Origin of the sequence: Methylocystis sp. ATCC 49242 (assembly GCF_000188155.2) — a bacterium.
In the GTDB taxonomy this organism is placed as follows: domain Bacteria; phylum Pseudomonadota; class Alphaproteobacteria; order Rhizobiales; family Beijerinckiaceae; genus Methylocystis.
The window spans coordinates 3,051,305-3,065,567 of sequence record NZ_KE124774.1; the positions used below are offsets into that span (position 1 = coordinate 3,051,305).

Sequence of the window (14,263 nt, forward strand, 5' to 3'; positions counted from 1 at the left end):
GGCTTTTTTGCAGCGCCCGTCCTCAGCCGATCTCGACGATCCTGGCGCTGTGGTGGATCACCTCCGCCTTGTCGCCGACGGTCTTGCCCATCAGCGCGGTCGCCAGCGGCGCGACATAGGGGATGAGCCCTTTCGCCGGATCGGCCTCGTCTTCGCCGACGAGGCGGAAGGCGCGGCGCTCGCCGCCTTCGAGCTCCACCACGACGCGATGGCCGAAGCGCACATGCGAATGATCGGCGATCGGACGGATCACCTCCGCGCTCGCCCGCCGCGCCGTCCAGTAGCGCAGATCGCGCTGCGCCAGCGCCAGCGCGTGATTGTCGTCGTTCGCCGTCGCTTTCTCGATCTCGCCGTGAAGCCGGTGAAGCTCGCGCTCGATCTGCTCCAGTCCTTCCGGCGTCACGAGGTTGCGATGCGGGCTGACCGGGCGATCCGGCAGATCCTCCCGGGGATTGTCGTCTTCCTGTTCCTTGGTGAAAGCCGAACTCATGCGGTTAACCTTCAGTCGTCGCGTCTCGGACGGAAAAAACGATCGGCCCAGATCGAGCCGTGACGCAGGTATTAGACCCGAGACGCGCCCCGATGTCGAGAATGACGCCCCCCAATGCGACAATTCGCTCACGCTCGCGCTGATCGATGTCAGTGTCAAAGGCCAAGGTCGGAGAGGCCCGGATGATCGGCCGGGCGGGGCCCCTGCGGCCAGTGGAATTTGCGCTCGTCTTCCCTGATCGGCAGGTCGTTGATGCTGGCGATGCGCAGCCGCATCAGCCCATGCCCGTCGAACTCCCAATTCTCATTGCCATAGGCCCGAAACCAGTTGCCCGCGTCGTCGCGCCATTCATAGGCGAAGCGCACGGCGATGCGGTTGTCGCGCCATGTCCAGAGCTCCTTGATCAGTCGGTAGTCCAGTTCGCGCGTCCATTTGCGGGTGAGAAAAGCCTCGATCTCGGCGCGCCCGCTCAGAAATTCGGCGCGATTTCGCCATCGGCTGTCCTCGCTGTAGGCCAGAGCCACCCGCGCGGGATCGCGGCCGTTCCAGGCGTCCTCGGCCATACGCACTTTCTGTGTCGCCGTCTCCAGCGTGAAGGGCGGCAAGGGCGGTCGGGACATGAGTCGCTCCTGAATATTGCGAGGCAAAACCAGGTTAAGGGTCGCCGATCGTCGGCGACGCATCAAGCATGAGAAATCTCGATCACGACGCGTCCGCGAATCTTGCCGGTCACGATCGTGCTGGCGCGCTCCAGCGCCTCGTCGAAGGGAATGATCTCCATCATCGAATCGATCATCGCCGGATCGATGTCGGTGGCGATGCGCACCCAGGCCGCGCGGCGCAGGGCGATTCGCGGCCTTATGCTTTCGACGCCGAGCAGCGACACGCCGCGCAGGATGAAGGGCGCGACCGTCGTCGGCAGGTCCATGCCGCCGACATTGCCGCAGGCGGCGATCGCGCCGTCGAATTGCGTCTGCGCGAGAAGATTGGCGAGCGTCACGCCGCCGACCGTGTCGATTCCCGCCGCGAATCGTTGCGTCTGCAGCGGCTTCCCGGGCGAGGCGAGCGATTCGCGCAGGATGATTTCCCCGGCGCCGAGCGAGTGGAGATACTCCGCTTCCGCCGCATGTCCGGTGACGGCGGCGACGCGCCAGCCGGCGCTGGCGAGGAGCGCGACCGCGAAGGAGCCGACGCCGCCCGTCGCGCCCGTGACGACCGAAAGTCCGTCCGCCGGCGAAAGGCCATGACGCTCCAGCGCCAGCACGCAGAGCATGGCGGTCAGTCCCGCGGTGCCGATGGTCATGGCGCGCGCGGGCGTCAGCGAATCAGGCAGTCTGACCAGCCAGTCGCCGTTGACGCGCGCCTTCTGCGCAAAGCCGCCGTAATGTGATTCGCCGAGGCCGCAGCCGGTGGCGACGACAATGTCGCCCGGCCTGAAGTCGCCGTGCGCGGAATGGGTCACGCGTCCTGCGAGATCGACTCCGGGAATCATGGGGAAGCGCCTGACGACGGGTCCCTTGCCGGTCACGGCGAGGCCGTCCTTGTAGTTGATGGCGGAATGGGTGACGTCGAGCTCCACGTCGCCCGGCATCAGATCCTTCTCGCTCATCTCGACATAAGCGGCTGTGCTGGAATTTGCGTCCTTGTCGATCCGGATCGCTCTGAAAGAGGACAATTCTTGCTCCCGGGAGGAATTTCTTGCCGACGCAGGATTCGCGGAAGAGTTGCATCCTGCAAGCAAAAGCGAGGCAGACGGCAAAATATGCCGATCATGGCCGCCCCGAAAAGATTAATCCGCAGGATACAATCGGAAACTCGGCGCGCGAAGGCGGTGGAAACACTCTCACAATATTCGAATTCTGATCAAAGAAAAAATTGTCCGATAATTCTTGCCGATAAGAAAACCATCCGGTAAAGTATTACATATCTTCGCCAGTTCGACGGAACCAACTCCCGCAACAGGTTTAGTGCGAGCCTTTACGGGGCGGCGGCGGCTTTCGCGAAAGACGGCTCGGTCTTTCCAGATCAAGAGAAGGCAATGAGCGACCCAATGAATGTCTCGAACAACATCCAACTCGCGGCGGACATCGTATCGGCGTATGTGAGCAATAATTCCGTTCCCGCCGCGGATTTGCCGGCGCTGATCAGCGAAGTCTACAACGCGCTGCTGCGCGTGGGCTCCAGCGTCGTCGCGGCGCCGGCGGAGCCGCCGAAGCCGGCGATCGCCGTCAAGAAATCGGTGACCACCGATTACATCATCTGCCTCGAGGACGGTAAGAAGTTCAAATCGCTCAAGCGCCATCTGCGCACGCAATACGGTCTCTCGCCGGAAGAATATCGGGAGAAATGGGGCCTGCCCCCGGACTATCCGATGGTCGCCCCCAATTACGCGAAGGCCCGCTCCAATCTCGCCAAACAGATGGGGCTCGGCCAGCAGCGCCGTCGCCGCGGCAAATAAGAACGTCGCGCCGGGTCGAAAAACGCCCGCCGTTCCCGGGAGCGGCGGGATTTTTTATGCGATATTGATTTATCCCCTGCGCCATCTTCGACGCGATGCGCAGATCAGCCTCTCGATCCAGCGGGCGTCATGCGCGCCAGAACCATGCTCACTTGCTTCAAGGCGTCGCCCAGCTGCGGCCGTCGGCGGCGCGTGCTTGCGCCTCTCGCGCGCGACATCGCGCTCGCCCGCGGATCGGGACGAGCGCTCGCGCCGGCCGCCTGGGCGGCTTTTTTCGGTCTCGCCTATCTTTTCACGCAGGCTCCGGAATTCGGCCTCTATCTCGCGCCCGGCGTCGCCCTGTTTCTCGCGCTTTGCCTCGCCGCCTTGTTCGACATTCGCTATTTCATCATTCCCGACGGGCCGCTCTGGTTTCTTTTTGCGATCGGCGCGGCGACGACGCTCCTGGGCGCGCCGGAGGAAACGCCCGACCGGCTCGCGGCCGCCGCGACCGGTTATGCGGCCCTGTGGATCGTCGATCGCGCCTATGAGCGGCTGCGCGGTTTTCCCGGAGTGGGGGAAGCCGACGCCCGGCTCTTCGCCGCGGCCGGCCTGTGGCTCGGGTTTCGCGGTCTGCCCAGTTGCCTCGTCTTTGCGGTGCTGTCGGCGCTCGTCGCCGCCGTCCTTTCTATCCGTGAGGGCTCGCTTCAAAGCGCGCGCGAGCCCATCCCCTTCGGGCCTCATCTCGCGCTCGGGCTCTGGCTCGTCTGGGTGCTCGGCCCGCTCGAATTCGGTTGAGCGTCAGGCGTTCATTGCTGGCGAATCGCGACCGTGGCGGAGGCCTCGATCACGCGGCCGAGGCGATTGGCCCCGATCTTCACGCTGATCAGTTTCGGCATGCCGGCGCGATTGGTCCAGGTCGGGGTCCATATGCTTGGCTTTCCCACCTCCGGCGAGCCGAAATAGGAAAGTTCGAAGGAGGCGACGTCTTTCAGAATCACTGTTTTCGTCATCGAGTTGCGATCGACCCCGAAACCCGGCGGCGTGCGAAAGACCTGCGTCCACACCGCAAGCTGCGGCCCCTCCTTCACGACGTCGCCGCCAATCTCGGTGAGAAGCAGCCCGCCCCATTGTCCGCCGCCCTCGCTGAGAGAGATGAAGCGGCAGGAGTCGGGCGTGCCCCGGAACTGGGATTGTGGCGCCTCGGCGCTCTGGGTCGCTATGACAATGGCGTAGCCCCGCGCGAGCAGCCCCGTCACGCTGCGCAAGGCCATCTCGACTTCGTCCAGCGCCTCGCTGGCGCGCGTCGTCTCCCAGCTCCGGCGTCCGAGATGGATGCCCCCGAGGATCGAGGCGGTGATCAGGGACAGCAGGCTGATGGCGAGCAGAAGTTCGAGCAGAGTGAAGCCATTGCGCGCGCGCAGCTTCATTGGCCGCGCTCCTCCATGGTGACCAGTTTGACGGTCGAGAGGACGAAATTGTCCCCATATCCGGACGCGCGCTCGATGAAGAGCGTGGCGTGGAAGGTCATGCCGATCGGCGCCCCGGTCACTCCTTTCACGGTCTTGCCCGGCCTGACGACGAGCCGCCACAGCAGGCCGTCGCTATATGTTCCGGTCGTTTCGCCCGTCGGGATTTGCCCGTCTGCCCCCAGAGCGTCGAGTTGCGAGGCTCCCTGTCTCGCCGCGCGCACGAGAAAATCCGCGCGCGATTCGTTTCGCACGCCGCCGCTCACGCCATTGAGAAGCTGCGACAGCACGAGCGCGAGAATCGCGAAGGCAGCCAGCGATTCGATGAGCGAGAAGCCCCGCCGGCGCTTCAACCGAGGGCGCATCTTATTTCGCCTGTCAGCCAGTTCACGCCGATCGTCGCTCGCCCATTCGGCGCCTCTATGGTGATGTCGCCGCCCGTGGAGCTTCCATCGGGAAAGAAGGTGAACCCTCCCCTGTTCCCGCTGAGCTGTTGCGAATTGGCGATCTCGAGCTTGATCGTCGTCTCCTCCGGCAGCAGCCCTTCGCCGCCGACGGGGGATGTGTAGCTCTTGCGTTCGAGGTCGATGACGACGGCGGTCTCGCTGTTCGTCCCGATGGCGCGCGCGCGCGTCGCGCGCAGCGTCCCGCAGAGCCCGCGGGTCGCGCTTTCGAGCCGCAGCCGGCTCGAGGGAGAGCGCACGAGTTGCGAGCCCATGCCGGCGAGAAGCGCGATCAATCCCATCACGACGAGCGTCTCCATGAGCGTGAAGCCCGCCCGGCGGCCTCTCTTGCGATGGAGCTGCGGCATTATTTGCCTGCAAGTTCGTTGATGCCGAGCACCGCGTCCATCACGGTCATGATCAGCCCGCCGACGACGCCGGCGATGGCGATTGTGAGCACGGGCGTCAAGAGCCCCATCGCCCGTTCGATGGAACGCTGCGTCTGCCGCTCGAACATGGTTGCGACGCGCAACAGCATGTCGTCGAGCTGGCCGGTTTCCTCGCCGATCGAAATCATCTGCGGCGCAACGGGCGGGATGAAGGCGACGCCCCCGAGCGAACCGGAGAGATGCGCGCCGCCGCGCACAGCCTCGATCACGCCGGCGAGCTCCGCGTTGAGATAATGATTCACCACCGCGGCGCGCGCGCTCTCTAGGCCCTGAAGCAGCGGCACGCCGGCCTTCAGCATTGAGCCGAGCGTGCGGGCGAATCGCGCCGTCGCGAATTGCGCCAGCAGAGGGCCGACCACCGGCAGGCGGAGGTAGAAACGGTCCTTGGCGATGAGCCAGGCCGGCCGGGTCTGCGCCATCCGGCGCAGCAGGAAAAGCGTCGCGACAATGACGCCGAGAACGATGCCGATCGTGCCGGCGTTCGCCTCCGTGTCGATGATGAACTGGAGGCCCGAGGGCATGGGCTTGCCATTGTCGGCGAAGATCGGGGCGATGCTCGGCACGAGCGTTCCGAGAACGACGCCCGTCGAGATGAGCGCAAGCGTGATGAGCAGCGCCGGATAGACGAGCGCGCTCTGGATGCGCCCGCGCAATTCGAGCTGGCGCTCCAGCATGTCGGCGAGATCAGTCATCGCCGCCCCGACCTTGCCGACGGTTTCGCCCTCGCGCACGACGTTGATGTATTCCCGGCCGAAGACGTCGGGCCGTTTCGACATGGCGTCGGAGAGAGACGCGCCGTCGACGATCTGCGTCAATATGTCCTGAGCGAGGTCGCGCAGCACGGGGCTGGCGCTCTGCGCGGAGAGAATCCTGAGGCTCTGGTCGAGCGGCACATTCGCCTGTTCGAGCGTGGCGAATTCGCGCGTGAAGGAGGCGATCTGCGCCGCATTCGGACCGCGCTTGCCGAAGGACTTGTTCAGGATGCTCGTCTTGGCCGCGCCGGCCTCCTTCGTCTCGAAAGGCGTCAGCCCTCGACGAAAAAGCGTGTCTTCCGCCTCGGCGGCGGAACGGGCCTCGATCTCGCCTTCCTGGAGATCGCCGACGGCGCTGAAGGCGCGGTATTTGAAGGTCGGCATCTGCTATCAATCCATCCGCGTGACGCGCATGACTTCGTCGACGCTGGTCTCGCCGCGCCAGGCCTTGCCCATGCCGCACTGATACATCGTCGTCATGCCGTTTTCGCGCGCCGCCTCCTCCAGCGTGGCGTCGGGCGCGTTCTCGCAGACGAGGCGCTGGAGGCGCTCGTTCATAACCAGCAGCTCGGCGATGGTCGAGCGCCCCGAATAGCCGAGGTTGCGGCAGTGCGGGCAGCCCTTGGGCGCCGAGAGGCGGTCGGGCTCCGATGCGAACTCCTCCGTCGCAAGCTGCTTGCGCCATTGCTCGCGCGTCTCCAGAGGCGTCGCGCAATGCTGGCAGAGGCGGCGCACGAGGCGCTGCGCAAGGACCGCCTTCACCGTGGAGGCGATGAGATAGCTTTCCACGCCCATGTCGATCAGTCGGGTGATCGACGCCGCCGCGCTGTTGGTGTGCAGCGTCGAGAACACGAGATGGCCCGTGAGCGACGCCTGAATGGCGATGCTCGCCGTCGCCGCGTCGCGAATCTCGCCGATCATGATGATGTCGGGGTCCTGGCGCAGGATGGCGCGCAGCGTGCTCGGGAAGTCGAGGCCGATCGCCGGCTGCACCTGCACCTGATTGACGCCCGCGAGCTGATATTCGATCGGGTCCTCGACCGTGAAGACTTTCACGTCGGGCTGCGTCAACTCCCTCAGCGCGGTGTAGAGCGTCGTGGTCTTGCCGCTGCCGGTGGGGCCGGTGACGAGCACGATGCCATTGGGATTGCGCATGGTCTTGCGCAGTATCCCCGTCGTCTTGGGCTCGAATCCCAGCGTCTGGAAGTCGAGCGAGACCTGGCTGCGGTCGAGAATACGCAGCACGATGCTCTCGCCATGCGCCGTCGGCAGGGTCGAGACGCGGAAGTCGATGTCGACGCCGCGGATGGCGAGCTTGATGCGTCCGTCCTGCGGCAGGCGCCGCTCGGCGATGTCGAGCCGCGCCATGATCTTTATGCGCGAGGCGATGGCGGCCTTCAGACCCGGCGGCAGGGTTTCGGCCGTGCGCAGGGCGCCGTCGACGCGATAGCGGACCTGCACGGCTTCCAGCGAGGGCTCGATATGAATGTCGGAGGCGCGCTGTTCGATGGCGTCGGCGACGATCTGGTTCACGCGGCGGACGACCGGCGCCTCGTTTGCGATGTCGCGCAGGCGCTGCAGGTCGAATTCGCTCGCGTCATTGGCGCGAAGGTCGGAATCGACGAACGCGACGCCGTCCTGTTTCGCGCCGTAGAGCGTCGACCAGGCCTTCTCGAACTGCGCCGGCGTCGCGAGCTTGAGGGCGATTTCATAGCCGGTCGAATAGGCGAGCGCGTCCACGGGTTCGAGATCGAGCGGATCCGTCACGGCGAGGGTGAGACGCCCGTCCTCGACGAAGAGCGGAAGCAGGCCGTTCGCGCGAATGAATTTCTCCGGAATGGCGTCGGCGAGCGGCGCCTCCACCGGGATTTCGCGCGGCTCCAGCTGGGGGATGTGAAGAAACTTTCCAAGGAGCGCCCACAGGTCCGTCTCGGAGATGAGGCCGAGCTTGGTCAGCACATGGTCGAAGCGTTCGCCGCTTTGACGCGCGGCGCGCTGCGAGCGTTGCAGCGCGAGTTCGTCGAGCGCTCTCTCGCGCAGGAGAAAGTCGCCGAAGGCTTCGGCGAATTCCGGACTCTGGGGGTCCACCCGCCGGGCCAGGCCTGAATGTCCGGCGACGTCTTCCCGGAAAGTCGATTGAGCCTGCATCTTCACCCTTTGCTGAAGCCGAATCAATAGTTAAGCTCGCGCATCGACACGCTGCGCCATTCTCAATGTAGTGTGTCGGACGCCGGAATGACACAATTGCGCGTCAATTGGATCATCCACCCGATCGCCTGTCGAGCATTTTTGTCGATGTCGAACGCACAAGCCCTTGTTGCAGAGAGGTTTAGCGCGCGTCCTGCGCTCAGGTCCCGATTGCGCGTGATTTGCCTCGTGGCCTCTGGCTTTCTACCGGCGGCCGGCGCTGACGCCGCGACGCCGGGCAAATCCTATTTTTTCGCCACGCGCGACGCCTGCGTCGCCTCCGGCGTTTTCCTCAAGCGTGAATGCGACGCCGCATTCGCCAACGCCAGCGCAGAGCTTGTGGATCGGTCGCCGCGTTTCGCGACGGGCGCGGACTGCCGGTTGCGCTTTCATTTATGCGAAATGCGACGCGTCGCTCCCGAGGAAGACCGCGAGACGGCGGCGGCGGAGGAGGAGCCCGGACGCTTCGTTCCGATGGCGCTCGGCGTCGAAATGGTCGCGACCGGCAAGGGCGTCATGGCCGCGCCGGTGCTCGCGGTCGAGACTCCCGCGAGCCTCTTCCCCAAGGTCGCTGTAGCCCGCGCCTACGAGGCCCGCGATACGGAGCCGCCGAAAAAAGAAGCCGCCAACAGCACGATCCTGCCCGCCGATCATTTCGAGCCGTTCAGGAAACGCCGGCCCTTCGACGGCGCGGCGACCTTCAGCGCCTATGCGCTGGGCGCGCTCGGCGATACGCCGCACATCGAGGCTGCGCAGAGTTTCGCTTCACAGGAGTCGCCGGAGGAGCGGCGCGCCCGGCTCAAAAACGCGCCGTTCATCGAATAGCCGGGCTGGAATAATCGGGTTCGCATACGACATTGCCAGTCAGTAGCCCGAAGGCTATGAGTTTCATCCGCCATGTCGTCGATGTAATCGCGCAAGCCGCGCGGCTCGGCGGCGGGCTCACGCGTCGAAGGTGATGGTTCGTGGCAAGCGAGTTTTGGACGCGCGACGTTCTCGAAGGGTCGCTCAAAGCCGCGGCCGCGCGCTTTTTCGAGTGGTATCGCTCGGAGTTTTTTGCGCTTTTTCCGCCCAAGACGGCGGCATGGCTCTCCGATCGCGGCGATCGCGAACTGATTCTTCGCGCGGGGGAGCGCGAACTCTGGCTCGTGGACGCGCGCGGCGCGCCGGCCTGGAGCCTTTCGGTCGACGAAATCGCGGCGTCCTCGCTCGAGGAGGCGTTGTCGCGGCGCGGCGTGACGCGAAAAACCGCCAAGATCGGCCTCGAAATCGACGGGTCGGCGTTCTTCGTCCGACGCTTCGACATTCCGGCCGTCGCCGCGTCGAATCTCCCCCGGCTGCTGATCGCCGACATCGAGAGAAAGACGCCTTTCCGGCTGTCGGACGTGATCTATGGCCATGCGACGGCCAAACATCCCGTTTCGCCGGACAAGTTGAGCGTCAGCCTCTGGATCCTGCGTCGTGACATGGCTGTGCGGGCGATCGAGAATTCGGGTCTGGCGATGACCGATCTGGCGTTCGTGCGGCCGAGCGGGCTGAGCCCTATGGCGGGCCCGGCGCCCGTGATTGTTCTGGAGGCGACAAGCGAGAGCTCGCACCTTTTCCGTAATGTGGCGATCGGGCTTTGCGCGGCGACCGCCTTGCTCGCGGCGCTGGGGGTCGGCGCAACACTTTGGCGGCAGTCCGCGACGAACGAGGAGCTCGACGCGAAAATCCAGGAAATGTCGGCGCGCGCCGCGAAGGTGCGACAGATCGCCGATCGCGCCTCGGCGGAAAGCCGGCTGCTCTCCGTGCTGCGCAACGCGCGCCGCACCGGGCCGCTATTCGCCGATCTCTGGGAGGAAACCGCGCGCCTTCTGCCGGACGGGGCCTATGTCACCGATCTGCGCATCACCGAGCCCCGCGCCAATGAGCGCGCGCTCGAACTCGTCGGCTTCGCGGATTCCGCGGTCGGACTTCCGGCGCTGTTCGAAAAGTCGCCGTTTTTCTCGGACGCCGGTTTGACGGCGGCGATCACCCCGGACGCGCATGAGAAAAAAGAAGGCTTCTCGCTGGCGGCCAGGATCCGGCAGCCCAATGTGACGGCGGCGAAATGAAGTGGGACGACATCCGGCGGACGCCGATCGGCAGACGCGCCGCCTTTGCGGCCGTCAATGTTCTGATTCTCGCCGCCATTTATCTCATCGCCGTCGAGCCCGCCCGGCGGATGGTCGCCGAGAGCGCCGACACGATCGCGCAGCGCCGTCTGACGCTCGCGCGTTACGAGGCTGTCGCGGCGCAGGAAGAGGCGATCCACGAATACGCCCGGCAGGTCGACGAGATCAACGCGCGCGGCGAACTGATCGCCGGAGACAGCGAGGGCATCGTCAACGCCAATCTGCAGGCGCGGCTGAAGGCGCTCGCCGAGGAAGCCAAAGTCAGCGTCAGGTCGATCCAGGTCCTTCCGGCGCGATCCTTCCAGGGCGTCACGCTGGTCGGCGCGCGCATCGACGTCGCCGGCACGCATGACTCCGTTCACGCTTTGGCGCGAGCGGTCGAGGGCGAGCCGCCGCTGCTGATCGTGACCACGGCGACGTTGCGCGGACAATCGATGATGTGGGGCTCCCCGGGAGAGGCCCCCGACGAACTCGAGGCGCAATTCGACGTCTATGGCGGCGCGCCGTCATTGAAAGCCCATCCGTGAGCGCCCCGCGATGATCAACAGGATCAGACCGTACGTCCTTCCCTTCATCGCCTCTGCGCGGCTGTCGCCGCTGATGGCGGGAATCCTCGTCGCTCTACTCGCCTCGACCGCGACGGCCGGACTTTACGCCGCTTTAGCGATCCTGTGGCCACAAACCGACGGCTCGCAATCCGCCGCGCCGGAGTGGAAACCGCCGACCCTGGCCGTGGGCGAACTCGATCCGCCGAAGCCCGCCAGCGCCGACGTGCAGGCGTTGTCGCGCCCGATCTTCTCGAAAAACCGTCGCCCGACCCCCAAGACCGCCGGCGTCCGCCCCGTGACGCCGGATGCGGAGGCCGCCGCCCCCGCCGGCCTTTCGGTCGGCGCCATCGTCAAGAGCGGTGGGACCGCGCAAGCCTTCGTCATTTCCAGCGGCGCGCCGGAGGGCGAGTGGAAAAAGGTCGGCGACATGATTGACACGTGGACTGTCGACGACATTACATCTTTGGAGCTGACGCTGAAGAACGGGGAGCAGGAGGTAAAGCTGAAGCTATACTCCGATGAGACCGAGGGACCGCCGGACAATCCACAGGAAATGAAGCCCGAGGCCCCGCCCGCAAACAAGCCGGACGCCCCGCCCGCGCTGACGCCGGGGGCGCCGCCGCAAGGGGCGGGGGACGCCGGACAAGAAGAGCCAGCCAGCCAGTAAGTAACGGCAACGGCTAAATCTTGCCTCAAAGAAAGGCGAGCAATCAGTAGTGGAGCCTCGCTTCGTCGAAGGCGTCTCACATGGCGAAAGCCGCCGAAACATGTTAAGCCTGCCGGAAATCCGCCAGAGCGTTGAGTTTTAACCTTAGGTTATCCCTGACGTGCGTTGTGTCCTTACAGCATTTGCAGTGACGGTGGCGGCAGGGGGGCTCGCCTCTTGTGAATCCCCGGCGGCGGGGCCGCCGGTGGCGGAATGGAACGTCGAGCCTGTCTATCGCTCGCCGGGCCCACCGGTTGGCGGAGGGCGGCGGTCAGACGGCGTATCGCTCTCGCGCACTTCGGGGCGCGCGCTGGTGGCCACAGGCACGGGGAAATTCATCGGCTCGGGCCGTTCGCGCGCGACGTCGAACGAGCCCGCCGGCGAGGACGGCGTCACCCTCAATCTGGTCAATCTGCCGATCCCCCAGGCGGCCAAGATCGTCCTCGGCGACATCATGAGCGCCGATTATGTCGTGGATCCCAAGCTCGACGGCAAGGTGACGGTGCATACGGCCCAGCCGGTGCGAAAGTCGGCGGCGCTCGAACTGTTCCAGTCGGCCTTGCGTATTTCCGGCGCGGCGGTGGTGAAGGCCGGCGGCGTCTACAAGATCGTTCCGGCCGATCAGGCCGCGACGTCCGGAGAAAACATCTCGGTCGGCGGCGTCGCCCCCGACTCCAGTCCGCTCGGCGACGGCGCCCATGTCGTGCAGCTGCGCTATGTCTCCGCCTCGGAAATGAAGCGCGTCCTCGAGCCGATCGCCGCCCGCGGCAGCATCGTGCGCGCCGACGACGCACGCAACACGCTGACGCTGAGCGGCTCGCCGCAGGACATCGCGACGCTGGTGGATGCGATCGGCATGTTCGATATCGACACGATGCGTGGAATGTCTTTCGCGCTCGTGCCGGTGAAAAGCGGCGACGCCGACATGCTCGCCGAAGACCTGCGCAATGTCTTCGGCTCCGAGAAGGAAGGGCCGATGAGCGGCATGATCCGCTTTATCGGCAACAAGAAGCTCGCCTCCATCCTGGTGATTTCGTCGCAGCCGCAATATCTCACCCGCGCCCGCGCCTGGATCCAGCGGCTCGACGCCCGCGCCGAGCACGCGGAAAAGCAGTTCTTCACCTATCGCGTCCAGAATCGCCCGGCCAAGGAGCTGATGGTGGTGCTGACCTCCATCTTCGGCGCGGACGCCTCCAAGGGCGGCGCCGGCGTCTCGCCGCGCTTCGGCCAGTCCGCGATGTCCTCGGGCGCTGGCGCGGGGACGAGCAGCCCGCTCGGAGCGCTGTCGGCGACGGGCCCGACCGGCGGTCAGGGCGGCCTCGGGGGAAGCGGCGGACTTGGCGGTGGGGGCGGTCTCGGTGGGGGCAGTCTCGGCGGCGGCGGACTTGGCGGCGGGGGCGGTCTCGGCGGGGGCAGTCTTGGCGGCGGCGGTCTCGGGAGCAGCAGCAGCAGCGGCGGAGGATTTGGCGGCTCCGGCGGCCCCAGCGGCGTGAGCGGTCTGAGCGTACCGGGCGGACAGCAGCCGGGCGGCGGCGCCGGACCCACGCCGGCGGTCAGTCTCGAAGGCGACCGCTACAAGGTCGGCGTCGACGACGCCAAGAACGCCCTCGTCGTCATGGCGACGCCGGAGGACTATCGCCGCATCCGCCAGGTCATCGAGACGCTGGACGTTATGCCGAACCAGGTGTTCCTCGAGGCGACCATCGCCGAAGTGAAGCTCAATGACACGCTGCGCTTTGGCGTGCGCTGGTTCATGCAGACCCACCAAAATCTCTTTGGCTTCAGCTCTTCCGCCAACCCGGCGGGGCCGCTGCCCAATACGCCGCTCGGCACGAATCTTCTGGGCGCGAACGTCGGCGCGAATTTCCCCGGCTTCGCCTACGCCTTCAGGGCGTTCAACCAGCAGGTGACGCTCAACGCGCTCAACGCGATCACCGAGGTGAATGTCATTCAGACGCCCTCGCTGACCGTGCTCGACAACCGCCAGGCGATGCTGCAGGTCGGCGACCAGATTCCGGTCCAGACGCTGAGCAGCGTGTCGGCGATCGGCAACCAATTTAATTCAGTGAACTACACCAACACCGGCGTGATCCTGGCCATCACCCCGCATATCAGCGAAAGCGGCCGCATCATGCTCGAACTCGAGCAGGAGGTGTCGAACGTCGACCCCAACACGCCGCCCGGTAGCATTACGCCGACCATCCAGCAGCGAAGAGTGAAGACGCAGGTCGTCGTCAATGACTCCGAGTCCCTGATGCTCGGCGGGTTGGTCAAGGATCAGCGCGGCCGCGCCGCCACCCAGATACCGGTGGCCGGCGACGTGCCGGTCTTCGGCAATCTGTTCAAGGACAAGGGCGACGCAGTCGACAAGACCGAACTCGTCATCATGATCACGCCGCACGTGGTGCGCTCGCTGGACGAGGGTCGCGAGATTACGGAAGAATACAAGCGCAAGCTGCTCGACATTTCGACGCGCGCCATCGGCCGGCCGCACGACATCGAGCAGTCGGCGCGCCGCACGCTGTTCGATCCCTGGTCCCACAGCCCCTGGCGTCAGGACAAGGAAACGCGGTAAAGCGTTTTCGCGCGGAGAAAGCGCGGCAAAAAGGCGGAGAGAGCCGGAGTT

At 65.5% G+C, this 14,263-nt stretch carries 15 protein-coding genes; 7 read left to right on the top strand and 8 right to left on the bottom strand.

From position 1 onward, the window contains the following. Nucleotides 1-22: 22 nt before the first annotated feature. The 3 genes from MET49242_RS16900 to MET49242_RS16910 form a co-directional block, all read right to left on the bottom strand. Entirely contained in the window at nucleotides 23-490 is a 468-nt protein-coding gene (locus MET49242_RS16900; RefSeq protein WP_036284629.1) for a GreA/GreB family elongation factor, read from the bottom strand. 155 nt (nucleotides 491-645) lie between these two features. Next, on the bottom strand, nucleotides 646-1,110 hold the full coding sequence (locus MET49242_RS16905) for a nuclear transport factor 2 family protein (RefSeq protein ID WP_036284632.1): 465 nt from the start codon (nucleotides 1,108-1,110) through the stop codon (nucleotides 646-648). A gap of 62 nt (nucleotides 1,111-1,172) precedes the next feature. Then, nucleotides 1,173-2,165 carry an MDR family oxidoreductase gene (locus MET49242_RS16910; RefSeq protein ID WP_036284635.1) on the bottom strand — a complete coding sequence of 331 codons (993 nt, stop codon included), beginning with the start codon at nucleotides 2,163-2,165 and terminating at the stop codon, nucleotides 1,173-1,175. 375 nt (nucleotides 2,166-2,540) lie between these two features. Here MET49242_RS16910 and MET49242_RS16915 point away from each other — a divergent pair, with 375 nt between their 5' ends. After that, nucleotides 2,541-2,948: a MucR family transcriptional regulator gene (locus MET49242_RS16915; RefSeq protein ID WP_036284637.1), complete on the top strand. Its 408-nt coding sequence runs from the start codon at nucleotides 2,541-2,543 to the stop codon at nucleotides 2,946-2,948. 129 nt (nucleotides 2,949-3,077) lie between these two features. Then, nucleotides 3,078-3,725 (top strand): A24 family peptidase, encoded by a 648-nt coding sequence (locus tag MET49242_RS16920; protein WP_036284639.1) that lies wholly within the window; start codon nucleotides 3,078-3,080, stop codon nucleotides 3,723-3,725. A gap of 11 nt (nucleotides 3,726-3,736) precedes the next feature. Here the strand turns inward: MET49242_RS16920 and MET49242_RS16925 are convergent, their stop codons facing one another. The 5 genes from MET49242_RS16925 to MET49242_RS16945 are packed head-to-tail and all read right to left on the bottom strand — an operon-like array spanning nucleotide 3,737 to nucleotide 8,188. Further along, complete coding sequence (locus MET49242_RS16925; protein WP_036284642.1) at nucleotides 3,737-4,357, bottom strand: prepilin-type N-terminal cleavage/methylation domain-containing protein; 621 nt, start codon at nucleotides 4,355-4,357, stop codon at nucleotides 3,737-3,739. After that, entirely contained in the window at nucleotides 4,354-4,761 is a 408-nt protein-coding gene (locus MET49242_RS23495; protein WP_051134271.1) for a type II secretion system protein, read from the bottom strand. The genes MET49242_RS16925 and MET49242_RS23495 overlap by 4 nt, the downstream gene beginning before the upstream one ends. After that, nucleotides 4,746-5,207, bottom strand: a complete 462-nt coding sequence (locus MET49242_RS16935) for a GspH/FimT family pseudopilin (RefSeq protein WP_036284645.1) — start codon at nucleotides 5,205-5,207, stop codon at nucleotides 4,746-4,748. Before MET49242_RS16935 ends, MET49242_RS23495 begins: the two co-directional genes overlap by 16 nt. After that, nucleotides 5,207-6,424, bottom strand: coding sequence for a type II secretion system F family protein (locus MET49242_RS16940; RefSeq protein WP_036284648.1), 1,218 nt, complete (start codon nucleotides 6,422-6,424; stop codon nucleotides 5,207-5,209). Before MET49242_RS16940 ends, MET49242_RS16935 begins: the two co-directional genes overlap by 1 nt. A 6-nt stretch (nucleotides 6,425-6,430) precedes the next feature. Beyond that, on the bottom strand, nucleotides 6,431-8,188 hold the full coding sequence (locus MET49242_RS16945) for an ATPase, T2SS/T4P/T4SS family (RefSeq protein ID WP_036284650.1): 1,758 nt from the start codon (nucleotides 8,186-8,188) through the stop codon (nucleotides 6,431-6,433). Nucleotides 8,189-8,404: 216 nt separating this feature from the next. Between MET49242_RS16945 and MET49242_RS16950 the strand changes: the two genes are divergently transcribed. The 5 genes from MET49242_RS16950 (at nucleotide 8,405) to gspD (ending at nucleotide 14,212) form a co-directional block, all read left to right on the top strand. Further along, nucleotides 8,405-9,052, top strand: a complete 648-nt coding sequence (locus MET49242_RS16950) for a DUF1190 domain-containing protein (protein WP_244430845.1) — start codon at nucleotides 8,405-8,407, stop codon at nucleotides 9,050-9,052. A 140-nt stretch (nucleotides 9,053-9,192) separates the two neighbouring features. Next, the gene (locus tag MET49242_RS16955) at nucleotides 9,193-10,323 is read left to right on the top strand and encodes a PilN domain-containing protein (protein WP_036284653.1); all 1,131 of its coding nucleotides are present in this window, start codon (nucleotides 9,193-9,195) and stop codon (nucleotides 10,321-10,323) included. Then, complete coding sequence (gene gspM, locus MET49242_RS16960) at nucleotides 10,320-10,910, top strand: type II secretion system protein GspM (protein ID WP_036284656.1); 591 nt, start codon at nucleotides 10,320-10,322, stop codon at nucleotides 10,908-10,910. Before MET49242_RS16955 ends, gspM begins: the two co-directional genes overlap by 4 nt. A gap of 10 nt (nucleotides 10,911-10,920) precedes the next feature. Further along, nucleotides 10,921-11,598, top strand: coding sequence for a hypothetical protein (locus MET49242_RS16965; RefSeq protein WP_036284658.1), 678 nt, complete (start codon nucleotides 10,921-10,923; stop codon nucleotides 11,596-11,598). Between the two features lie 352 nt (nucleotides 11,599-11,950). Further along, nucleotides 11,951-14,212, top strand: coding sequence for a type II secretion system secretin GspD (gene gspD, locus MET49242_RS16970; protein ID WP_244430846.1), 2,262 nt, complete (start codon nucleotides 11,951-11,953; stop codon nucleotides 14,210-14,212). Nucleotides 14,213-14,263 lie beyond the last annotated feature (51 nt).